The organism is Atlantibacter sp., assembly GCF_032062175.1.
GTDB lineage: Bacteria > Pseudomonadota > Gammaproteobacteria > Enterobacterales > Enterobacteriaceae > Atlantibacter.
Genome location: NZ_DAMBQK010000028.1, coordinates 21,936 through 43,336 on the forward strand (window position 1 = coordinate 21,936; position 21,401 = coordinate 43,336).

General features: G+C 54.5%; 18 protein-coding genes and 2 tRNA genes. 3 read left to right on the top strand and 17 right to left on the bottom strand.

The features are described from left to right. Positions 1 to 33 precede the first annotated feature (33 nt). On the top strand, positions 34 to 1,038 hold the full coding sequence (locus RT120_RS19300; RefSeq protein WP_312985191.1) for a luciferase-like monooxygenase: 1,005 nt from the start codon (positions 34 to 36) through the stop codon (positions 1,036 to 1,038). A 29-nt stretch (positions 1,039 to 1,067) separates the two neighbouring features. On the opposite strand, the gene mtr is transcribed toward RT120_RS19300, so the two are convergent. The 15 genes from mtr to RT120_RS19375 form a co-directional block, all read right to left on the bottom strand. After that, positions 1,068 to 2,312, bottom strand: coding sequence for a tryptophan permease (mtr, locus tag RT120_RS19305; RefSeq protein ID WP_312985192.1), 1,245 nt, complete (start codon positions 2,310 to 2,312; stop codon positions 1,068 to 1,070). A gap of 149 nt (positions 2,313 to 2,461) precedes the next feature. Beyond that, the gene (locus tag RT120_RS19310) at positions 2,462 to 4,411 is read right to left on the bottom strand and encodes a DEAD/DEAH family ATP-dependent RNA helicase (protein ID WP_312985194.1); all 1,950 of its coding nucleotides are present in this window, start codon (positions 4,409 to 4,411) and stop codon (positions 2,462 to 2,464) included. Further along, positions 4,404 to 4,484 (bottom strand): protein YrbN, encoded by an 81-nt coding sequence (yrbN, locus tag RT120_RS19315; protein ID WP_121497548.1) that lies wholly within the window; start codon positions 4,482 to 4,484, stop codon positions 4,404 to 4,406. The genes RT120_RS19310 and yrbN overlap by 8 nt, the downstream gene beginning before the upstream one ends. A 107-nt stretch (positions 4,485 to 4,591) precedes the next feature. Next, complete coding sequence (nlpI, locus tag RT120_RS19320; protein ID WP_312985196.1) at positions 4,592 to 5,476, bottom strand: lipoprotein NlpI; 885 nt, start codon at positions 5,474 to 5,476, stop codon at positions 4,592 to 4,594. A 116-nt stretch (positions 5,477 to 5,592) separates the two neighbouring features. Next, on the bottom strand, positions 5,593 to 7,737 hold the full coding sequence (gene pnp, locus RT120_RS19325) for a polyribonucleotide nucleotidyltransferase (protein ID WP_312985197.1): 2,145 nt from the start codon (positions 7,735 to 7,737) through the stop codon (positions 5,593 to 5,595). 245 nt (positions 7,738 to 7,982) lie between these two features. Then, positions 7,983 to 8,252 carry a 30S ribosomal protein S15 gene (gene rpsO / locus RT120_RS19330; RefSeq protein WP_002434239.1) on the bottom strand — a complete coding sequence of 90 codons (270 nt, stop codon included), beginning with the start codon at positions 8,250 to 8,252 and terminating at the stop codon, positions 7,983 to 7,985. A 140-nt stretch (positions 8,253 to 8,392) separates the two neighbouring features. Then, the gene (gene truB, locus RT120_RS19335) at positions 8,393 to 9,337 is read right to left on the bottom strand and encodes a tRNA pseudouridine(55) synthase TruB (RefSeq protein ID WP_312985198.1); all 945 of its coding nucleotides are present in this window, start codon (positions 9,335 to 9,337) and stop codon (positions 8,393 to 8,395) included. Then, a complete protein-coding gene (rbfA, locus tag RT120_RS19340; protein WP_312985199.1) occupies positions 9,337 to 9,738 on the bottom strand; it encodes a 30S ribosome-binding factor RbfA in 402 nt (133 codons plus the stop codon). The genes truB and rbfA overlap by 1 nt, the downstream gene beginning before the upstream one ends. Before the next feature lie 67 nt (positions 9,739 to 9,805). Then, positions 9,806 to 12,520, bottom strand: a complete 2,715-nt coding sequence (infB, locus tag RT120_RS19345; protein ID WP_312985201.1) for a translation initiation factor IF-2 — start codon at positions 12,518 to 12,520, stop codon at positions 9,806 to 9,808. Positions 12,521 to 12,544: 24 nt separating this feature from the next. Next, positions 12,545 to 14,032, bottom strand: coding sequence for a transcription termination factor NusA (nusA, locus tag RT120_RS19350; RefSeq protein ID WP_312985203.1), 1,488 nt, complete (start codon positions 14,030 to 14,032; stop codon positions 12,545 to 12,547). A 26-nt stretch (positions 14,033 to 14,058) separates the two neighbouring features. Continuing rightward, positions 14,059 to 14,511 (bottom strand): ribosome maturation factor RimP, encoded by a 453-nt coding sequence (gene rimP / locus RT120_RS19355; RefSeq protein WP_148051893.1) that lies wholly within the window; start codon positions 14,509 to 14,511, stop codon positions 14,059 to 14,061. A gap of 212 nt (positions 14,512 to 14,723) precedes the next feature. Beyond that, a tRNA-Met gene (locus RT120_RS19360) sits at positions 14,724 to 14,800 on the bottom strand. A 59-nt stretch (positions 14,801 to 14,859) separates the two neighbouring features. Beyond that, positions 14,860 to 14,946, bottom strand: a tRNA-Leu gene (locus RT120_RS19365). A 44-nt stretch (positions 14,947 to 14,990) separates the two neighbouring features. Further along, on the bottom strand, positions 14,991 to 15,323 hold the full coding sequence (gene secG / locus RT120_RS19370) for a preprotein translocase subunit SecG (RefSeq protein WP_125294252.1): 333 nt from the start codon (positions 15,321 to 15,323) through the stop codon (positions 14,991 to 14,993). A gap of 160 nt (positions 15,324 to 15,483) precedes the next feature. After that, a complete protein-coding gene (locus tag RT120_RS19375) occupies positions 15,484 to 16,386 on the bottom strand; it encodes a LysR family transcriptional regulator (protein WP_312985205.1) in 903 nt (300 codons plus the stop codon). Between the two features lie 166 nt (positions 16,387 to 16,552). Here RT120_RS19375 and iadA point away from each other — a divergent pair, with 166 nt between their 5' ends. Continuing rightward, a complete protein-coding gene (gene iadA / locus RT120_RS19380) occupies positions 16,553 to 17,686 on the top strand; it encodes a beta-aspartyl-peptidase (protein ID WP_312985206.1) in 1,134 nt (377 codons plus the stop codon). A gap of 10 nt (positions 17,687 to 17,696) precedes the next feature. Next, complete coding sequence (gene dcuC, locus RT120_RS19385; RefSeq protein ID WP_312985208.1) at positions 17,697 to 19,163, top strand: C4-dicarboxylate transporter DcuC; 1,467 nt, start codon at positions 17,697 to 17,699, stop codon at positions 19,161 to 19,163. Between the two features lie 34 nt (positions 19,164 to 19,197). Here the strand turns inward: dcuC and glmM are convergent, their stop codons facing one another. Both glmM and folP read right to left on the bottom strand, forming a co-directional pair. Further along, positions 19,198 to 20,535 (bottom strand): phosphoglucosamine mutase, encoded by a 1,338-nt coding sequence (glmM, locus tag RT120_RS19390; protein ID WP_312985210.1) that lies wholly within the window; start codon positions 20,533 to 20,535, stop codon positions 19,198 to 19,200. After that, entirely contained in the window at positions 20,528 to 21,376 is an 849-nt protein-coding gene (folP, locus tag RT120_RS19395; protein ID WP_312985212.1) for a dihydropteroate synthase, read from the bottom strand. The genes glmM and folP overlap by 8 nt, the downstream gene beginning before the upstream one ends. Positions 21,377 to 21,401 lie beyond the last annotated feature (25 nt).

A 21,401-nucleotide genomic window follows, 5' to 3' on the forward strand; every position in this document is an offset into this window, starting at 1 on the left:
ATCTGAAACAGTGCTGTGACAAAGTGAGCTGCTATGACCACGCAATCAACTGTACCTTTCTCTTTGCTCGACCTGGCCCCGATCCCGCAAGGGCTCAGCGCCCGGGACGCTTTTCAACATTCTCTGGATTTAGCGAAGCTTGCCGAAGCGCGCGGCTATCACCGCTACTGGCTGGCTGAGCACCATAATATGACCGGTATCGCCAGCGCGGCGACGTCGGTGCTGATCGGCTATCTTGCCGCGAATACCTCCACGCTGCGCCTGGGCTCTGGCGGCGTGATGCTGCCTAACCACTCACCGCTGGTGATCGCCGAACAGTTCGGCACTCTGGACGCGCTGTATCCTGGCCGTATCGAGCTGGGGCTGGGCCGCGCGCCGGGCAGCGATCAGCGCACCATGATGGCGCTGCGCCGCCATATGAGCGGCGACATAGATAACTTCCCGCGCGATGTGAATGAGCTGGTGGAATGGTTTGATGCCCGCGATCCGCATCCTGCCGTGCGTCCGGTGCCGGGCTACGGCGCGAAAATACCGCTGTGGCTGTTAGGCTCCAGCTTGTACAGCGCACAGCTGGCGGCCCAGATGGGCCTGCCTTTCGCGTTTGCCTCGCACTTCGCCCCGGATATGCTGTTCCAGGCGCTGCATCTGTATCGCACCCAGTTCAAACCGTCCGGGCGGCTGGAAAAACCGTACGCGCTGGTGTGTATCAATATTGTGGCCGCCGACAGCAATCGCGACGCGGAGTTTTTGTTTACCTCAATGCAGCAGGCATTTGTTAAGCTGCGCCGTGGCGAAGCCGGGCAGTTACCGCCGCCGGTGGAAAGCATGGAGAGTATCTGGAGCCCGGCTGAACAGTACGGCGTTCAGCAGGCGCTGGGGATGTCGCTGGTGGGTGATAAAGCCAAAGTGCGCCACGGTTTGCTATCAATCCTGCGGGAAACCGAGGCTGACGAAATCATGGTTAACGGGCAGATTTTCGATCATCAGGCCCGTCTTCACTCCTTCGATTTGGCGATGCAGGTTCGTGAATCGCTTTAACAGAGCGCCCTCCACACGGAGGGCGTTTTTTATTGATAAACCGGTAGCAGATTCGCCGTCGATAACAGATGCACCAACGCATTGCCGATGCCGAAGACCAGAATCAACACGATCATTCCCTTCCCGCCCCAGACGCGAAACAGCGGACTGCCGAAGCGCTTACGCGACGCGCGGGCCAGTAATGCCGGCACAATCGCGGCCCAAATAGTGGCGGCCAGCCCGGCGTAGCCGATGGCGTACAAAAACCCGTTCGGCCACAGCATCCCGCCCGCGACAGGCGGTACGAAGGTTAACAGCACGGTTTTGAAACGCCCGAGTGCGGAATCATCAAAACCGAGCAAATCCGCCAGATAATCAAACAGGCCCAGGGTTACGCCCAGGAATGAACTGGCAACGGCGAAGTTAGAGAAGATGATTAACAGCAGATCGAGGGTTTTGCTGTTCAACACGCCAGCCAGCGCCTGGACCAGCACATCAATGTTGCCGCCCTGACGGGCAATCTCAATAAATGCCGGACGCGGGATATTCCCCATGGTCGCCAGCAGCCAGATGGTATACAGCGCCAGCGCAATAAGCGTTCCCCAGACGATGCAACGGACGATAGTGCGCGGATCTTTGCCGTAATACTTCATCAGGCTCGGCACATTGCCATGATAGCCAAACGACGCAAGACAGAACGGCAACGTCATTAATAAATAGGGGAAGTAGGAAGGCTGCGGTTCCGCGACGTTAAACAGCGTGGCGGGTTCCACATGGCCTAACAGACTGCCGAAGGTCAGGAAAAAAGTAATCACTTTCGCGCCAAGCACAATCGCCGTCATTCTGCTGACCGCGCGTGTGCTGAGCCACACCACGAATGCTACGATCAAAGCAAAAATCAGCCCCGCCAGCCGAGGAGAAAACGACAGCGACATTTCCGACAGCGTGTGATGCAGTATCGAGCCGCTTGCCGAGATATAGGCATAGGTCAGGATATACAGCACAAAGGCGATAGAGAGGCCGTTAATCCAGGTCCAGTATTTGCCCAGCAGATCTTTGGTCATGGTATCGAAGCTGGCACCGGGCGCGTAGTTGAGGTTAGCTTCGAGGATCATTAAGCCGGAGTGCAGCATACAGAACCAGGTTATCCCTAACGCCGCCAGCGACCAGAAAAACCACGCGCCAGACATAACGACCGGCAGAGAAAACATCCCCGCTCCGATGATAGTGCCTGCAATGATAACAATGCCGCCCAGAATGGAAGGCGATACGCTGGTGGTGGAGAGGGTTGCCATTTTATGTCCTGTAGTAACAATCGAATCCTGAAAGAGGATGCCTCATTGTACCAGTACATGAGTACAAACCAGATAAAAAAAGTCCCAATCATTTTGACTGGGACTGTTTATTAAACTTTACAGTTTGTAAACCGTAAGGCGTTCAGGACTTATGCGTCACCAAAGCGACGACGGGACGGTGCTGCGCCATCTTCACGACGCGGGCCACGGCCACCTTCACGACGCTCACCGCTAAAGCTACGGCCTGCGCCACCTTCACGACGTTCGCCGCTGAAACGACGACCTTCGCTACGACCGCCTTCACGACGCTCGCCGCCGAAACCGCCACGGCCAGCGCCAGCCCCGGCACCACCACCACGACGTTCACCGCCGCGATCCGGACGCGGTTGCGCGTCGCCCAGCAGTTGCATATTCATCGGTTTGTTGAGAATACGCGTGCGGGTAAAGTGTTGCAGAACTTCACCCGGCATACCTTTCGGCAGCTCAATGGTGGAGTGGGAAGCAAACAGCTTGATGTTGCCGATGTAACGGCTGCTGATGTCGCCTTCGTTAGCGATAGCGCCAACGATATGACGAACTTCAACGCCATCATCACGACCCACTTCAATGCGGTACAGTTCCATATCGCCAACGTCACGACGTTCACGGCGCGGACGCTCTTCGCCTTCACGCTGCGGACGGTCGCTACGCGGACCACGATCGTTACGATCGCTGCGACGTTCGAAACGATCGTCACGCTCACGGAATTCACGACGCGGACGCATCGGCGCATCCGGCGGCAGGATCAGCGGGCGTTCGCCCTGTGCCATTTTCAGCAGCGCGGCAGCCAGAGTTTCGATGTCCAGCTCTTCGTCTTCCGCAGTCGGCTGGATTTTCGCCAGCAGGGCGCGGTACTGATCCAGATCGCTGCTTTCCAGCTGCTGCTGTACTTTAGCGGCGAATTTCTCCAGACGGCGTGTGCCCAGCAGTTCTGCGTTCGGCAGTTCCACTTCCGGGATGGTCAGTTTCATGGTGCGTTCGATGTTGCGCAGCAGACGACGCTCGCGGTTCTCAACGAACAGCAGCGCGCGGCCAGCACGACCCGCACGGCCGGTACGGCCAATACGGTGAACGTAAGATTCTGAATCCATCGGGATGTCGTAGTTAACAACCAGGCTGATACGCTCAACGTCCAGGCCACGGGCCGCAACGTCGGTCGCAATCAGGATGTCCAGACGACCATCTTTCAGGCGCTCCAGGGTCTGCTCACGCAGCGCCTGGTTCATGTCGCCGTTCAGCGCGGCGCTGTTGTAACCGCTGCGCTCCAGCGCTTCAGCCACTTCCAGGGTCGCGTTTTTGGTACGCACGAAAATAATCGCCGCGTCAAAGTCTTCCGCTTCCAGGAAACGCACCAGCGCTTCGTTTTTACGCATGCCGTAAACAGTCCAGTAGCTCTGGCTGATGTCCGGGCGAGTGGTCACGCTGGACTGAATGCGTACTTCCTGCGGCTCTTTCATAAAGCGGCGGGTAATACGGCGAATCGCTTCCGGCATGGTGGCGGAGAACAGAGCGGTCTGATGACCTTCCGGGATCTGCGCCATGATGGTTTCAACGTCTTCGATGAAGCCCATACGCAGCATTTCATCCGCTTCGTCCAGTACCAGACCGCTCAGGTTGGACAGGTTCAGCGTACCGCGTTTTAAATGGTCAAGCAGGCGGCCTGGGGTACCCACAACAATCTGTGGGCCCTGACGCAGGGCACGCAGTTGCACGTCATAACGCTGGCCGCCGTAAAGGGCTACCACGTTTACGCCATGCATATGTTTAGAGAAGTCCGTCATTGCTTCAGCAACCTGAACCGCCAGCTCGCGGGTCGGGGCCAGCACCAGGATTTGCGGCGCTTTCAATTCAGGATCAAGGTTGTTCAGCAGCGGTAAAGAGAACGCTGCGGTTTTGCCGCTGCCTGTCTGGGCCATACCCAGAACATCGCGGCCACCAAGCAGGTGCGGAATACACTCAGCCTGGATCGGAGATGGCTTTTCGTAACCCAGATCGGTAAGGGCTTCAAGGATAGGAGTCTTCAGCCCCAGATCAGAAAAAGTGGTTTCGAATTCAGTCATGTAGTACGTGTGCCTCAAGATAAATGGCGGCCAGTCTACATAACTCATCATGAAAAAGATCTGCAATTTTCATTGAAAAGTGTGAACCGGCTCAAATTTGATTGATTGACGAACAAAAACGCCCTCACCCGTTAAGGTGATGACTTTAAAAAAGTTTATGGGCTGATAAATGTCCGTCAGCTATTGCTGGTCCGATTCTGCCAGGTCTTCTTGCTCCTGGCCCAAGAGCGCTAATTCCAACAATGCATAACGGTGTTCAACGTAGTTATGTACGTTGTTAGCTACCGCTAATTTGAACAGTGCCGTAGCGCTGTCCAATTCCCCCAGACTTAGGTAGTACTTACCTAAATAGAAGTTGGTTTCACTGAGATGCTCAGCGAGCGAGGTGTTATCCGTTGCGTCCGCCTTGAGGCGTTCCATTAACGTTGCTTCGTTAATGTTGCCCAGGTAGAACTCGACAATGTTCCATCCCCATTGCTCTTTATCCGATTTGTCTAAGCGCTGTTGTAACGACGCTTTGGCCTGTTTCTCATCCAGTTTGCTTTCAGCAATATAGAGCCACAGACTACGGAAAGGATCATTGGGATCGTCTTGATAAAACGCCAGCAGATCATCTTGCGCTAACCGGTAACGTCCGCCGTAATAGAGGGCGATACCGCGATTTAAATGCGCGTAGTTGTAAGTTGGATCAAGCTCAAGTACAGAATCAAACGCTTCATAGGCAGCATCAAAATTGCCTGCCTGCGTTAAATAAATGCCTAAGTAATTGAATACTTCAGGCATATCGGGGCGGATAGCCAGCGCTTGTGAAAAATCATTTCGCGCCAGTGCCCGCAAACCAAGACTATCATACAACACTCCGCGCTCATATAAAAGCTGAGCACGTTCATCATCGGTTAAAGCCCGACTGGCAAGAATTTGTTCCATGCGAGCCAGAATGACTTCTTGCTGCAAAGTCGGTTGCAATGGTACCGCGAGGACTTCACTCTTACGCCAGGCAGAGTTGCTGCATCCTGCCAGCGTGAGAGCTGTCGCAACGAAACACCAGCGCAAAAAAGGCTTCATTTCCCACTCCCGAAGACAACAATTGGATGAACGTCCTGTTCCCCGGTTGCAAACCCGGCTTCCAGCCCGGTATCAAAGAGCTCTCCATGCGAACATGGAGAGCCTAATAGCAACCCTTATTCAGCTTGCGGTGCTGCCGGAGCGTCCGGTGCGGCCGCCGGCTGAGACGGCTCGGCTGCTTCTTTAATGCTTAAACGGATACGGCCCTGGCGATCCACTTCCAGAACTTTGACCGGCACTTCCTGATTCATCTGCAGATAATCAGTCACTTTCTCAACGCGCTTGTCAGCGATCTGGGAAATGTGTACCAGGCCTTCTTTGCCGCCGCCAATGGCAACAAACGCACCGAAATCAACGATACGGGTGACTTTACCGTTATAAACGCGACCCACTTCGATTTCAGCGGTGATCTCTTCGATACGGCGGATAGCATGTTTCGCTTTTTCACCGTCGGTCGCTGCGATTTTCACGGTACCGTCATCTTCGATTTCGATGGTGGTGCCGGTTTCTTCGGTCAACGCACGGATCACAGAACCACCCTTACCGATCACGTCTTTGATCTTGTCCGGGTTGATTTTGATGGTGTGGATACGCGGAGCGAACTCGGAGATATCGCCACGCGGTGCGTTGATAGCCTGCTCCATCACGCTCAGGATGTGCAGACGCGCGCCCTTAGCCTGGTTCAGTGCCACCTGCATGATTTCGCGGGTGATGCCTTCGATTTTGATGTCCATCTGCAGCGCGGAGATACCTTCACGGCTACCGGCTACTTTAAAGTCCATGTCGCCCAGGTGATCTTCGTCGCCCAGAATGTCAGACAGAACCACGAAGTTGTCGCCTTCTTTCACCAGACCCATCGCGATACCCGCAACGGCAGCTTTCACCGGCACACCTGCGTCCATCAGCGCCAGAGAAGCGCCGCACACGGAAGCCATGGATGAAGAACCGTTGGATTCGGTGATTTCAGATACGACACGTACGGTGTACGGGAAGCGCTCTGCATCCGGCATAACTGCCATCACGCCGCGTTTCGCCAGACGACCGTGACCGATTTCACGACGCTTCGGTGAACCTACCATTCCGGTCTCACCAACAGAGTACGGAGGGAAGTTATAGTGGAACAGGAAGTTGTCGGTACGTTCGCCCATCAGCTCGTCCAGGTTCTGCGCATCACGTGCAGTACCCAGCGTCGCGGTAACCAGCGCCTGCGTTTCACCACGGGTGAACAGTGCGGAACCGTGAGTACGCGGCAGTACGCCGGTACGAACGTCCAGACCACGGATCATGTCTTTTTCACGGCCATCGATACGCGGCTCGCCACGCAGTACGCGGCTACGCACCACGTTTTTCTCGATAGCGTGCAGAATGTCGTTCAGTTCGTTTTCATCCAGCGCGTCGCCTTCTGATTGTTCCGCCTGCAGTGCAGCGATAACGTCAGATTTGATAGCGTCGATCTGAGAATAACGTTCTTGTTTGTCGGTAATGCGGTAAGCGTCGCTCAGACGAGCTTCAGCCAGCGCGGCAACGCGGCTGTTCAACGCATCGTTAGCGGCTTCCGGCTGCCAGTCCCAACGCGGTTTGCCCGCTTCAGCAACCAGTGAGTTGATGTTCTCGATAACAATCTGCTGTTGGTCGTGGCCAAATACTACTGCGCCCAGCATCTGATCTTCGCTCAGCAGTTCTGCTTCGGATTCCACCATCAGCACAGCGCCTTCAGTACCGGCAACCACCAGATCCAGCTTGCTGTTTTTCAGTTCGTCGGCAGTCGGGTTCAGCACATACTGGTCGTTGATGTAACCCACGCGTGCAGCGCCGATTGGGCCATTGAACGGAATACCAGATAGGCTCAGCGCAGCGGACGCGCCGATCATCGCCACGATATCCGGGTGAACTTGCGGGTTTACGGACACAACGGTCGCGATAACCTGGACTTCGTTAACGAAGCCTTCCGGGAACAGCGGACGAACCGGACGGTCAATCAGACGTGCAATCAGGGTTTCGCCTTCGCTCGGACGGCCTTCACGACGGAAGAAGCTACCCGGGATACGGCCAGCAGCGTAGGTACGCTCCTGATAGTTAACGGTCAGCGGGAAGAAATCCTGGCCAGGTTTGGCTTTTTTCTGACCCACAACGGTAACGAATACTGCGGTGTCGTCCATGCTTACCATCACAGCGGCGGTAGCCTGGCGCGCCATCATACCGGTCTCTAACGTGACGGTATGCTGACCATATTGAAATTTACGAACGATCGGATTTAGCAAAATAATACCCTTTCTGAATGAATGACAGCACACCGATGCGGCGTGCTGTTGAGTATTGACCTTCTTTGCATCCTCGCGACTAATGACAATCCTAACCCCGTCGCGGAGTCAAGCCTCTCATTAGCCGCGCGAACCTCTGCACAAGAAGATCCCTTCAGGCAACAATACAGTATTGTACTGTGGATTTCTGCCATCTGGTTGAAAAAAGGGGCCATAAAGGCCCCCTTTTCTGAAACTCGCAAGAATTAGCGACGCAGGCCCAGACGTTCGATCAGGCTGGTATAACGTGCTACATCTTTACGTTTCAGGTAGTCGAGCAGTTTACGACGCTGAGAAACCATGCGCAGCAGACCACGACGGCTGTGGTGATCTTTTTTGTGCTCTGCAAAGTGGCCTTGCAGGTGGTTAATCTGAGCAGTCAGCAGAGCAACCTGTACTTCGGTAGAACCGCTGTCGTTAGTACCACGACCGAACTCAGAAACGATTTTAGCTTTAGCTTCAACGCTTAGAGACATTTTCAACTCCAAAATTATAGATAAAAAAGAGGGTGCCGATCTCTAATTCAGCCACCCCAGATACCTGTCAGCGTTAAGATAACGACTGGCAGTGTATTTAGCCGCAATATTCTACCTGTCACAGCAGCTTATCGCAAACGTTAGTCGTGGTATTCCACAACCAGACGACGGGGCGCGACGCGACCCTCATCATCAATTTCACCCATGCCAATAAACTTCTGCTCATCGCCTTCGGTGACGCGCACCAGGCCCTGCGACGGCACATCCGCGACGCGCACTGGCTGACCATTTTTGAAATAGCCAGCGATAACAGGTTGAATATTCACCATCGGGAAATCCGAAGCCGGACTGTCCATCGGCATCAGCAACGGGTCGAGCACCGTTGCCAGATCAACGCCTTGTTCATCTGCCTGAGCACGCAGTTCCGTCAGTTGCTCAAGCGTCACCATGCGGTCGATAGGATATTTACTCACCGCAAGCCGACGCAGATAGCTGACGTGCGCGCCGCAGCCGAGCTTTTCGCCCAGATCGTCAATGATAGTGCGAATATAGGTGCCCTTGGAGCAGTGAACTTCCAGCTCCAGCTCCAGCCCTTCATGACGCATAAACAGCAGCTCATACACGGTGATCGGACGCGCTTCACGCGGTACCACAATCCCCTGGCGTGCATATTCGTACAGCGGTTTGCCCTGATATTTGAGCGCCGAGAACATGGTTGGAACCTGCTGCGTCTCGCCTCGGAAACTGTCCAGTGCGCTCTCCAGCTCCTGAGCGGTAAAGGTTACCGGCCTTTCCTGGACGATATTACCGTCAGCGTCCGACGTATCGGTACGCTGGCCGAGCCGCGCAATCACACGATAGCGTTTATCGGAATCAAGCAGATACTGGGAAAACTTCGTCGCCTCGCCAAGGCAAATCGGCAACATACCGGTCGCCAGCGGGTCCAGCGCGCCGGTATGCCCTGCCCGATTAGCATTGTAGAGGCGTTTGACTTTTTGCAGCGCGTCGTTGGATGAAAGCCCACCGGGCTTATCAAGTAACAACACGCCATGCACATCGCGGCCGCGACGACGAGGACGACTCATCAGTCCTCCTTGCTATCGTCCGGGTTGACGCGACGCGCTTCGTCGTCCTTGATGACATTACTCACCAGGTTAGACATGCGCATCCCTTCTACCAATGAGTTGTCATAGAAGAAGGTTAATTCCGGCACGATACGCAGACGCATTGCTTTACCCAGCAGCGAGCGGATAAAGCCGGAGGCTTCCTGAAGGGCTTTAATGCCCGCTTTGATAGCCTCTTCGTCTTTATCGTTCAAAAACGTAACGAATACTTTCGCATACGCCAGGTCGCGGGACATTTCCACGCCGGATACGGTGGTCATCAGACCTAAACGCGGATCTTTGATTTCGCGCTGCAGGATAATGGCAATTTCTTTTTGCATTTCCTGAGCCACCCGCTGCGGGCGACCAAATTCTTTCGCCATAGTAAAATCTCCAGACAAATCGGGGGGCACTCGGCCCCCCTAAAATTACGCAGTCACATCAGTCTGATTAAGCGATGGTACGTTTAATCTCAATGACTTCGAACACTTCGATCATATCGCCAACGCGAACATCGTTGTAGTTCTTCACGCCGATACCACATTCCATGCCGTTACGAACTTCGTTAACGTCATCTTTGAAGCGGCGCAGGGATTCCAGTTCGCCTTCATAGATAACCACGTTGTCGCGCAGTACGCGGATTGGGTTGTGACGTTTAATTGTGCCCTCGGTAACCATACAGCCCGCGATCGCACCGAATTTCGGTGATTTGAACACATCACGCACTTCAGCCAGACCGATAATCTGCTGTTTCAGTTCCGGAGACAGCATACCGCTCATCGCCGCTTTCACTTCATCAATCAGATGATAGATAACGGAGTAGTAGCGCAGATCCAGGCTTTCCGCTTCGATAACGCGGCGGGCAGATGCATCGGCACGCACGTTGAAGCCCACCAGAATCGCGTTGGACGCGGTAGCCAGCGTCGCATCGGTCTCGGTGATACCACCCACGCCGGAGCCGACAATCTTCACCTTCACTTCGTCGGTGGAGAGTTTCAGCAGCGAGTCGGTAATCGCTTCCACAGAACCCTGAACGTCGGCTTTCAGCACGATGTTCACTTCGGACACTTCGCCTTCGGTCATGTTGGCGAACATGTTTTCCAGTTTAGATTTCTGCTGGCGAGCCAGTTTCACTTCGCGGAATTTACCCTGACGATACAGAGCCACTTCACGCGCTTTCTTCTCGTCACGTACCACGGTCACTTCGTCACCCGCAGCCGGAACGCCGGAAAGGCCGAGGATCTCTACCGGGATAGACGGACCGGCTTCGGTCACTTCGCGACCCAGTTCGTCACGCATCGCACGTACACGGCCATATTCGAAGCCGCACAGCACGATATCGCCTTTATTCAGCGTACCTTCGCGAACCAGAACGGTGGCTACCGGACCACGGCCTTTGTCCAGGAAGGATTCGATAACCACGCCGCTTGCCATGCCGTTGCGAACGGCTTTCAGTTCGAGAACTTCAGCCTGCAGCAGGATAGCGTCCAGCAGGTCATCGATACCGGTACCGGCTTTCGCGGATACGTGGATGAACTGGCTTTCACCGCCCCACTCTTCCGGCATGATGCCGTACTGGGACAGTTCATTCTTCACGCGGTCCGGATCGGCTTCTGGCTTATCGATCTTGTTCACTGCAACCACAACCGGCACCTGCGCCGCTTTCGCGTGCTGGATAGCTTCGATGGTTTGCGGCATCACGCCGTCGTCCGCAGCAACAACCAGAACCACGATATCCGTCGCCTGGGCACCACGTGCACGCATTGCGGTAAACGCGGCGTGGCCCGGGGTATCCAGGAAGGTGATCATGCCGTTGTCAGTTTCAACGTGGTAAGCACCGATGTGCTGGGTAATGCCACCCGCTTCGCCTGAAGCCACTTTCGTTGAACGAATATAGTCCAGCAGCGAGGTTTTACCGTGGTCAACGTGACCCATGATGGTCACAACCGGTGCGCGCGATTCAGAAGCCGCTCCGGTATCACGGTCGCTCATTACCGCTTCTTCCAGCTCGTTTTCACGACGCAGGATAACTTTGTGGCCCATCTCTTCGGCAACCAGCTGTGCGGTTTCCTGGTCGATGACCTGGTTAATGGTGGCCATGGCGCCCAGTTTCATCATCGCTTTGATGACCTGAGAACCTTTAACCGCCATCTTGTTAGCCAGTTCGCCAACGGTGATGGTTTCGCCGATCACAACGTCACGGTTAACGGCCTGAGCCGGCTTGTTGAAGCCCTGCTGCAGCGCGCTGCCTTTACGCTGTTTACCGCCTTTACCACCGCGAACGGCTGCACGAGCTTCTTCGCGATCGGCTTTAGATTCAGCGTGTTTGTTGCCTTTTTTCTGACGGGCAACTTTAGGTGTGTTACGACCACGGCCGCGTCCGCCTTCTACTTCGCGATCGCTGTCATCTTCAGCCTGACGAGCGTGCTGAGACGTAGTGACGTGGTAATCACTCTTGTCTTCTTCCACGGTTTCAGTGCTGGTCCAGCCCGGCGTGTTTTCTTCAGCCATACGGCGCGCTTCTTCAGCGACACGGCGAGCGTTTTCTTCGAGTTTACGACGCGCTTCTTCTTCAGCCTTACGCTTCAGTTCATTCGCTTCAGCTTCGCGGCGGGCTTTTTCAGCCTGAGCGGCTTTGGTTGCTTCGTCAGTTTGTTGATTGCTCACTTTACTATTTTCCGCAGCTTCGCGTTTAGCCTGGTCTGCAAGCTCACGTTTAGCCTTTTCGTCTGCATCGCGTTTAGCTTTCTCTTGCGCTTCACGCTTCGCTTTTTCCTGAGCCTCGCGCTTTGCAGCTTCCTCTGCTTCACGTTGGGCCTGCTCTTCCGCTTCACGCTGCGCTTGCTCTTCCGCGGCGAGGCGTTCTGCCTCAGCCGGATCACGTTTTACAAAGGTGCGTTTCTTGCGGACTTCGATCTGTACCGATTTGCTCTTACCACCGGTACCCTGAATGCTTAAAGTACTGCGCGTTTTGCGCTGCAATGTCAACTTATCCGGCGCCGAACCATGTTCACGGTTCAGGTGAGCCAGTAAAGTTTGTTTCTCTTGCGCCGTCACAGAGTCTTCAGCGGACTTCGGGATCCCTGCATCAGCGAATTGCTGTACCAGGCGGTCCACCGAGGTCTGAATCTCTGCGGCCAGCGCTTTTACGGTTACATCAGTCATGCTGTTCCTTCCTGCTACAGTTTATTACGCTTCGTCACCAAACCAACAGATATTACGCGCGGCCATGATCAGCTCACCGGCTTTCTCATCCGTCAACTCTTCAATATCTGAAAGGTCATCAACGCCTTGTTCGGCGAGGTCTTCCAGCGTACAAACCCCACGAGCAGCCAGCTTCCAGGCAAGAGTACGATCCATCCCTTCCAGGGCTAGCAGATCTTCGCTCGGCTTCTTATCGCCAAGGCTTTCTTCCTGAGCCAACGCCAGCGTCGTGAGTGCGTTTTTGGCACGTTCGCGCAATGCTTCAACGGTTGCTTCATCCAGCCCGTCGATTTCAAGCAGCTCTTTCATTGGCACGTAAGCGAGTTCTTCGAGGGTTGAAAAACCTTCTTCAACCAGAACCGTAGCGAAATCTTCATCAATACCAAGATGTTTGGTGAAGGTATCGATAGCGGCATGCGCTTCGGCCTGGTGTTTCGCCTGCAGATCTTCCACGGTCATCACGTTGAGTTCCCAACCGCTTAACTGCGAGGCGAGACGCACGTTCTGGCCGTTACGACCAATCGCCTGCGCCAGGTTACCGGCTTCAACAGCGATATCCATGGTGTGTTTATCTTCATCAACAACGATAGAAGCCACATCTGCCGGTGCCATTGCGTTGATCACGAACTGCGCCGGGTTATCGTCCCACAGAACGATATCGATACGCTCGCCGCCCAGTTCGGTAGAAACCGCCTGAACACGTGCGCCACGCATACCTACGCAAGCGCCAACCGGGTCGATACGCTTATCGTTGGTTTTCACTGCGATTTTGGCACGGGAACCTGGATCGCGAGCGGCTGCTTTAATTTCAATCACTTCTTCGCCGATTTCCGGCACTTCAATGCGGAACAGTTCGATCAGCATTTCCGGTTTGGAACGGGTCACGAACAGCTGCGCACCGCGCGCTTCAGGGCGCACGGAGTACAGCACGCCGCGAATACGGTCACCCGGACGGAAGTTTTCACGCGGCAGCATATCTTCGCGCAGAATCACGGCTTCCGCGTTGCTTCCCAGATCGAGGCTGATATTGTCGCGGTTCACTTTCTTCACCACGCCGGTAATGATATCGCCTTCGTGCTCGCGGAACTGATCGACCACCATTGCGCGTTCAGCTTCACGTACTTTCTGCACGATAACCTGCTTCGCGGTCTGAGTAGTGATACGGTCAAAGGTGACCGATTCAATCTGATCTTCTACATAGTCACCGACGTTGAAGTTCGGATCTTCGTACTGCGCCGCTTCTAATGTGATTTCACGGGTCGGCTGGGTCACTTCTTCAACCACCATCCAGCGACGGAAGGTATCGAAATCACCGCTTTTACGATCGATGCTGACGCGCACGTCGATCTCTTGCTCATATTTTTTCTTGGTTGCCGTGGCCAGGGCACTTTCCAGCGCTTCGAAAATCTTCTCGCGCGGAACCGCTTTTTCGTTAGAAACAGCTTCGACAACAGCCAAAATTTCTTTGTTCATCCTGGGCTTCGCCTCAATCCGGACTGTTAAAAATGGGGAACCAGATTCGCTTTCTGAATGTTGCTCAGTGCGAACACTTCGTCTTTGCCCTCAACCGTTACGGTGATCATTTCGCCTTCAACGGCTTTGATGACACCCTGCCATTTGCGGCGGTTCTGAACCGCCATACGCAGCACTACCGTTACCTCTTCACCAAGAAAACGGGTGTAATGCTCAGCGGTAAACAGTGGACGGTCGAGACCTGGTGAGGAAACTTCCAGGTTGTATGCCACAGTGATCGGATCTTCGACGTCGAGTACAGCACTCACCTGGTGGCTAACATCAGCACAATCGTCAACATTGATGCCATCTTCACTATCAATATAGATGCGTAGCGTCGATGTGCGACCACGAAGAAACTCGATGCCGACAAGTTCATAGCCCAGTGCTTCAACCGGCGCTGTAATCATCTCTGTTAATTTTTGCTCTAATGTGGACAAGCCCACCCCCAAGACATAAAAAAAGGGCATAAAGCCCAGTTATTATTAACTCAGATAACAAAAAACCCCGATAAATCGGGGCTTTTAATAACTGAACCCTGTAAGCCGCTAGCGCGACCCGGACACTTCCGAGAGAATTTTCTTTCAAAATTCATAGTGTAAAGCGTCAACCGCTCATCACAGTCTATTTGAAAAAAAACTTTCAGGGAAAGTGGTTGCGGGGGCCGGATTTGAACCGACGACCTTCGGGTTATGAGCCCGACGAGCTACCAGGCTGCTCCACCCCGCGTCCGAAAACGTGGCAAATACTACGCCTAAAACGTTTAAAATGCAAATTTTGCTATGATTTGGTACCGAGGACGGGACTTGAACCCGTAAGCCCAATCGGGCACTACCACCTCAAGGTAGCGTGTCTACCAATTCCACCACCTCGGCACTTTGTGTACGGCTTCGTCGATAACCGTACTGAAGCTGACAACTTATTGCGGGATATCGCTGGTCGGTTTAGCCGGCGCGGCGTCCTGAACTTTCTCAGTCTGAGCTGGCGCGTTCAGGTTATCCCACTCGCTTCCTTTATTGGTTTTGTTGCTATTGATATTACCCAGAGCCAGGCTGATGATGAAGAACAGCGTCGCCAGAATAGCCGTCATACGGGTCATGAAGTTACCAGAACCACTTGAACCGAACAGCGTGGCGGAAGCGCCTGCTCCGAAGGAGGCTCCCATATCAGCGCCTTTACCTTGTTGCAGCATGATCAGACCTACCAGGCCAATGGCTACAATAAGGAAAACTACCAAAAGAGCTTCGTACATAATCAACCTGTTCCTTGCGGGTTACCGCATACCAATTGCTTCACCAAGTAAAGTGGGAGGCGTTTGTCATTCCCCACTGAAGCGGGTGTGAATACTAACCAAAGCCAGGGTGGCACGCAAGACCATTTTCACCATCCTGGCGCGTTTGCAGAAAAAAACATCAACCATGTGACTTTCGGGACAATTTCTCCCAGCAAAGGCTAAGAATTGGGCGATTCTCCTGGCGCTGACACCAAATCACAATCGCGATTTCGCGCTGCCGGGAGAGATTGTCCGGCCAGAGTTGTACCAATTCACCGCTGGCAAGTTGCTCCGCAATCGTCGATTCCGGCAGCCACGCCAGCCCCATCCCACGCAGCACCATTTCGCGAATACTTTCGCTGAGCCCGCTTTCAAACACTGGCCTGAGCCGGGAAGCGACCTGCTTTTCAGCAGGCGCGATAATTTGCTGCACAAATGTGTAGTCACTGTAGCGCAGCCAGGGAATAGCGCTGCTCTCATCCGCGATAAGCGGCAGCAGAGGCGCAGCCATGACGGGAATAAACCGCTCATAACGCCAGACCGTGCGCTTTAGCTGTTCCGCCGTTTCAAGCGATGGCTGGGCCTGTAACAGATCGTAGGTGATTAGCAAATCGATCTGGCGATTCAGCAACGCATTGAAGTGATTATCGATGCCCTGCATACAGGCGTTCACCGTAAAGCTGGCCTCAGGGTAAGTGCGGTGAAGATAATTAATCATATCCGGCAGGACATTAATCGACAGAGTATGCAAGCTCACCATCACGATAGTGTTATCGGTTTGCGGCAGCATGCACGATAGCTCGTGTTGCGCCTCTTTGAGCGTTGAGACCACCTGCCTGGCGTAAGGCTCAAAGCGTGCGCCGTAGCGCGTGAGCGTCACGGGCGTAGTGGTGCGGTCAAATAGCGGCGCGCCCAGCGTTTCCTCCAGCGCCTTAACGCGGCGGCTAAATGCCGGTTGGGTGACGCATCGCTCGCGTGCAGCCAGAGAGAAATTACCGTGCCGAGTCAGGCTTAAGAAATCCTCCAGCCATTTACTGTCCATGTGTATTGCCCTGCTATGCCGTTTCGGTATCACCCGATACTAAATCCGCAATAGCCACACAAAAAGTAAAACTTTACCTTTTAGTGCAGCGGCACCGATTTCAATTCTCATATTCCTAAGCCGCCATGCTTTACCTTCCCTTTTTCACACTAACAGCAGGCCTGATATGTTTACGTTACTGACCAATGCCAGGGTTTTTGCACCACAGGATTTAGGCAGGCAGTCTGTCTTACTCTACGGCGATAAGATTGTCAGCATTAGCGAGACCGCCCCCACGCTCCCTTTCCCGGCGACTACACACGACTGTAAAGGGAAATGGCTGGTCCCCGGATTTATCGATCAGCATGTTCATTTAACCGGCGGCGGCGGCGAAGCGGGATTTGCCAGCAGAACGCCAGCGTGTAGCCTGACTCGCCTGATTTCCGCAGGCATCACGACCGTGGTTGGCGTGCTGGGTACCGATGGGATCTCGCGTTCGCCAAAAGATCTGTACGCCAAAATGCAGGCACTGAATCTTGAAGGGATTCGGGCGTTTATGCATACCGGTTCTTACGAACTGCCCACCCGCACTCTTACCGGTAATGTGCGGGACGATCTCGCGTTTATTCCTGCCATTTTGGGCGTGAAGATTGCCCTTGCCGATCATCGCGGCTCTTTTCCAACGGTGCAGGAGTTGTTGCGGCTGGTAAGCGACATTCGCGTCGCCGCCCTGCTGGCCGGAAAAAAAGGCCTGCTGCATATTCATCTTGGCGGTCTGCCTGACGGGTTCGCCGCGCTGAATGCAGTATGCGATGCCGGTATACCTATTCACCACCTTTCCCCGACGCACGTTGCCCGCACCGCGCCGCTGTTCGAGCAGGCGATTGCTTTCGCCCGGCGCGGCGGCACGATTGATGTCACCTCTGGCGGCAGCCGCTATGCATTGCAGGAAGAGGCGATTGTTCATGCGCTGGGATCCGGCGTCGCGCCGCAAAACATCACCATCAGTTCCGATGGTAACGGCAGCGTACCGCGTTTCAACGCCAACGGCGTGGTGGAAGGGCTCTCCGCCGCCCCGGTTGACGGCAATATTCGCCTGCTGCCGCGTCTTGTTGATGCCGGAATTCCGGTGGATCAGGCGCTGGCAATGCTGACGTCGAATGTTGCCGACTCTTTAGGCATCAGCGGCGGCCGTATCGCCGTGGGCGAGCGCGCCGATCTCTGCGTGCTTAACGACGACCTGTCGCTTTATCAGACTTACGCTGCCGGACAACTGATGTTCGCATCTGGCGAATGTCTGGTTCGCGGCAATTTTGAGTGAGGGACTGGCCATGTCATTACTGATCGCACTGCTCGCGGTGATTTTTGCCGGTCGGCTGATCCTAAAAAAATATAATCCCCAGGCGGTGCTGCTGTTAACCGGCCTGGCGCTGCTGTTTATCGCCCAGATTTTCAGCATGTCGGATATCACCGCGCTGGTGAAGAAAACCACCGGCGTCAGCGCCTTCGATGCGTTTGAGTTTATTCGAGATACCCTGAGCGTACGGCTTGGCGGGCTGGGTTTGCAGATCATGCTGATCGGCGGGTTTGCGGTGTATATGTCCGCCATTGGCGCCAGCCAGGTTCTGGTGCGCCTGACCTCTCGCCCGCTGCAAAAACTCAACTCGCCTTATTTATTGCTCGGCCTGGCATTACTCCTCGGCCAGTTTTTATCCCTGTTTATCAGCAGCGCAACCGGGCTGGGCCTGCTGCTCATGGCGACGCTTTACCCGTTGCTGACACGCCTGGGATGTAGCCGTGCGGCGGTTGCAGCGGTGATCGCCAGCACCTGCGCCGTTGAGTTTGGTCCTGGTTCCGGTAACTCGGTGCTGGCCGCCAAAACCGCAGGCATAGAAGTCGTTGAGTATTTTGTTCACGACCAACTGCCGGTCGTGGTCCCGGTCGTGCTGTTCATCGCACTGCTTCACGTGGTCGTGCAGCGCTTTTTTGATAAGCGTCAGCCGGAAAGCCTCGCGCAACAGGCCGACATTACCCTCAAAGAAAATGAAGGCCAGCCAGCGCCGCTTTTCTATATGTTCCTGCCGATGCTGCCGCTGGTGCTGATGTTGCTCTGTAGCAGCCTGGCATTTAGCAGCTTGCGTATCACTCTGGATACGGCGGTGCTTATCAGCGTCTTTATCAGTCTGGTTTGTGAGTACTTACGTCATCGTAATGCCCGTAACGTGATGGCCGGGTTACAGCGCGTATTCGACAGTATGGGCAGCGTGTTCGCGACCGTGGTCACGCTGATTATCGCCGGTGAGGTGTTCTCCGCCGGGCTAAAAGCCACCGGCGCGGTGGACGCGCTGCTGAATATGTCCAGCGAGTTTGGGCTCAGCGCGGCGTCGATTATTCTTCTGATGACGTTAATTACTTTCTCTATTTCTGCGCTGATGGGGTCAGGAAATGCGGCATTTTTCTCCTTCGCGCCGATGGTGCCGGAAATCAGTAAGCATATTGGTAGCGATGTAGCGGTAATGATGTTACCTGTCCAGCTTTCTGCGGGGATTGGGCGCACGCTTTCGCCTATTGCCGGGGTGATCATTGCTATCGCGGGGATTGCTGGCGTATCGCCGGTGGAAATTGTAAAGCGCACCGCGCTGCCGATGCTGGGTGGATGGTTGCTGATGCTGGTGTTGACGTTTATGCGCGCCGGGCATTTGGTAAATATTCTACCGTGGCTGGCGGGAATGGTGTTGCTGATGCTGATTGGCGGGGTGGCATTACGTAAACGCCAGGCAAATCCTGACATCGCCTGATAAAAAAAGCGCCGGAATTCCGGCGCTTCGTTTTTTATGCAGCTTTAACCGCGTCGGCAATCCGGTTGGCAAATGCAGTGACCTGCGCTTCGTCTTCACCCTCTACCATCACGCGGATTAACGGTTCGGTGCCAGATTTACGCAACAGCACGCGGCCACGGTTGCCCAGCGCCTGTTCGACTTCGGTGGTGACCGCTTTCACCTGAGCGCTTTCCAGCGGGTCGCCGCTGCCAGCAGTGAATCGTACGTTCACCAGCACCTGTGGGAACAGCTTCATGCCGCTGCACAGATCGTGCAGGCTCATATGGTTTCTGGCCATCGCTGTTAATACCTGTAGCGCCGCCACAATGCCGTCGCCAGTAGTGGTCTGGTCGAGCAGTATCACGTGACCGGAGTTTTCCGCACCGATGCGCCAGCCATTTTCCTGCATTTTTTCCAGGACGTAGCGGTCGCCAACTTTAGCACGGGCAAACGGGATACCGAGCTGCTTCAACGCCACTTCCAACCCCATGTTGCTCATCAGCGTACCCACTGCACCGCCGCGCAGTTTGCCCTGGCGCAAGCCTTCCCGGGCAATGATATAAAGAATTTGGTCGCCATCGACTTTGTTACCTTCATGGTCGACCATAATCACACGGTCGCCATCGCCGTCAAACGCAATGCCCAGGTTGGCTTTCTCAGCCACGACGCGTTCCTGAAGCATACGGACATCGGTCGCGCCGCATTTTTCGTTGATGTTAACGCCATCCGGATCGCAGCCCACGGCAATCACCTGGGCACCCAGCTCGCGCAGGACGTTTGGCGCAATGTGGTAAGTCGCGCCATTGGCGCAATCCACCACGATTTTCAGGCCGTTCAGGTTGAGTTCATTGGGGAAAGTCGCTTTGCAAAACTCAATATAGCGGCCTGCCGCATCCACGATACGGGTAGCTTTACCGAGCTGTGCGGAATCTACACAGGTAATGGGTTTTTCCATTTCGGCCTCAATGGCTTCTTCCACTTCGTCAGGCAATTTGGTGCCGTCGATGGAGAAGAATTTGATGCCGTTGTCATAAAACGGGTTATGGGAGGCAGAAATCACAATCCCCGCTTCAGCACGGAAGGTACGGGTTAAATAGGCTACCGCAGGCGTCGGCATCGGGCCAGTGAACATCGCCGACAATCCCGCAGCGGCAAGGCCTGCTTCCAGTGCGGATTCCAGCATATAGCCTGAAATACGGGTATCTTTACCGATAATAATTTTACGTGAACCATGACGCGCCAGCACCTGGCCAGCGGCCCAGCCCAGTTTAAGCACAAAGTCAGGAGTAATTGGCGCATCCCCTACGCGCCCACGGATGCCATCGGTGCCAAAATATTTACGGTTACTCATAGCGTTTTTTATCCTTCGCTGAAAGTGTAGCTTCGACAACTCTCATTGCTTCTACCGTCTCTTTAACATCATGGACGCGAATAATTTGCGCCCCCTGCATCGCCGCGATCACAGCACAGGCAAGGCTGCCGCTCAATCGATCTGTCGGCCCGACATTCAGTAACTGGCCGACCATAGATTTACGCGACATTCCCACTAATAGCGGTAGTTCGAAATGATGAAATTCTGATAGCCTGGCGAGAAGTTGATAATTGTGGTGAAGATTTTTACCGAAACCAAACCCCGGGTCGAGCAACAATTTCTCTTTTGCGATTCCCGCCGCTTCGCAACGCGCGATTTGATCAACAAAATAGCGATTCACCGCCTCAAAGACGTCATCATAATGCGGCGCATTTTGCATGGTGCGCGGTTCGCCCTGCATATGCATCAGGCAAACCGGCAGACCGGTTTGCGCAGCGGCTTCCAGTGCGCCGGGCTCCTGCAATGAACGGATATCGTTAATGATATGCGCGCCTGCTCTGGCAGACTCGAGAATAACGTCGGGTTTCGAGGTATCAACGGAAACCCACACTTCAAAACGTTGCGCGATGGCCTCAACGACCGGAATCACTCGCGCTAACTCTTCATCCACGCTGACTTCATCAGCGCCAGGCCGTGTAGATTCGCCGCCCACATCGATAATAGTCGCCCCGGCATTAATCATGGCGTTAGCATGTTTCACCGCATCAACCAGTTGGTTGTGCTTGCCGCCGTCAGAAAAAGAATCCGGTGTAACGTTAAGAATTCCCATCACATGAGGGTGCGAAAGATCCAGCATGGATCTCTGGGCATAGAGTTTCATCGTTAATCCTTGAGACCAGTACACA

Coding starts and splice junctions, on each gene's coding strand:
- iadA (WP_312985206.1), top strand. CDS start 16,553: ATGTTTACGTTACTGACCAATGCCAGGGTTTTTGCACCACAGGATTTA.
- RT120_RS19375 (WP_312985205.1), bottom strand. CDS start 16,386: ATGGACAGTAAATGGCTGGAGGATTTCTTAAGCCTGACTCGGCACGGT.
- RT120_RS19310 (WP_312985194.1), bottom strand. CDS start 4,411: ATGACTGAATTCGAAACCACTTTTTCTGATCTGGGGCTGAAGACTCCT.
- truB (WP_312985198.1), bottom strand. CDS start 9,337: ATGAGTCGTCCTCGTCGTCGCGGCCGCGATGTGCATGGCGTGTTGTTA.
- RT120_RS19300 (WP_312985191.1), top strand. CDS start 34: ATGACCACGCAATCAACTGTACCTTTCTCTTTGCTCGACCTGGCCCCG.
- folP (WP_312985212.1), bottom strand. CDS start 21,376: ATGAAACTCTATGCCCAGAGATCCATGCTGGATCTTTCGCACCCTCAT.
- secG (WP_125294252.1), bottom strand. CDS start 15,323: ATGTACGAAGCTCTTTTGGTAGTTTTCCTTATTGTAGCCATTGGCCTG.
- infB (WP_312985201.1), bottom strand. CDS start 12,520: ATGACTGATGTAACCGTAAAAGCGCTGGCCGCAGAGATTCAGACCTCG.
- rpsO (WP_002434239.1), bottom strand. CDS start 8,252: ATGTCTCTAAGCGTTGAAGCTAAAGCTAAAATCGTTTCTGAGTTCGGT.
- rbfA (WP_312985199.1), bottom strand. CDS start 9,738: ATGGCGAAAGAATTTGGTCGCCCGCAGCGGGTGGCTCAGGAAATGCAA.
- glmM (WP_312985210.1), bottom strand. CDS start 20,535: ATGAGTAACCGTAAATATTTTGGCACCGATGGCATCCGTGGGCGCGTA.
- nlpI (WP_312985196.1), bottom strand. CDS start 5,476: ATGAAGCCTTTTTTGCGCTGGTGTTTCGTTGCGACAGCTCTCACGCTG.
- yrbN (WP_121497548.1), bottom strand. CDS start 4,484: ATGAAAATTGCAGATCTTTTTCATGATGAGTTATGTAGACTGGCCGCC.
- nusA (WP_312985203.1), bottom strand. CDS start 14,032: ATGAACAAAGAAATTTTGGCTGTTGTCGAAGCTGTTTCTAACGAAAAA.
- mtr (WP_312985192.1), bottom strand. CDS start 2,312: ATGGCAACCCTCTCCACCACCAGCGTATCGCCTTCCATTCTGGGCGGC.
- dcuC (WP_312985208.1), top strand. CDS start 17,697: ATGTCATTACTGATCGCACTGCTCGCGGTGATTTTTGCCGGTCGGCTG.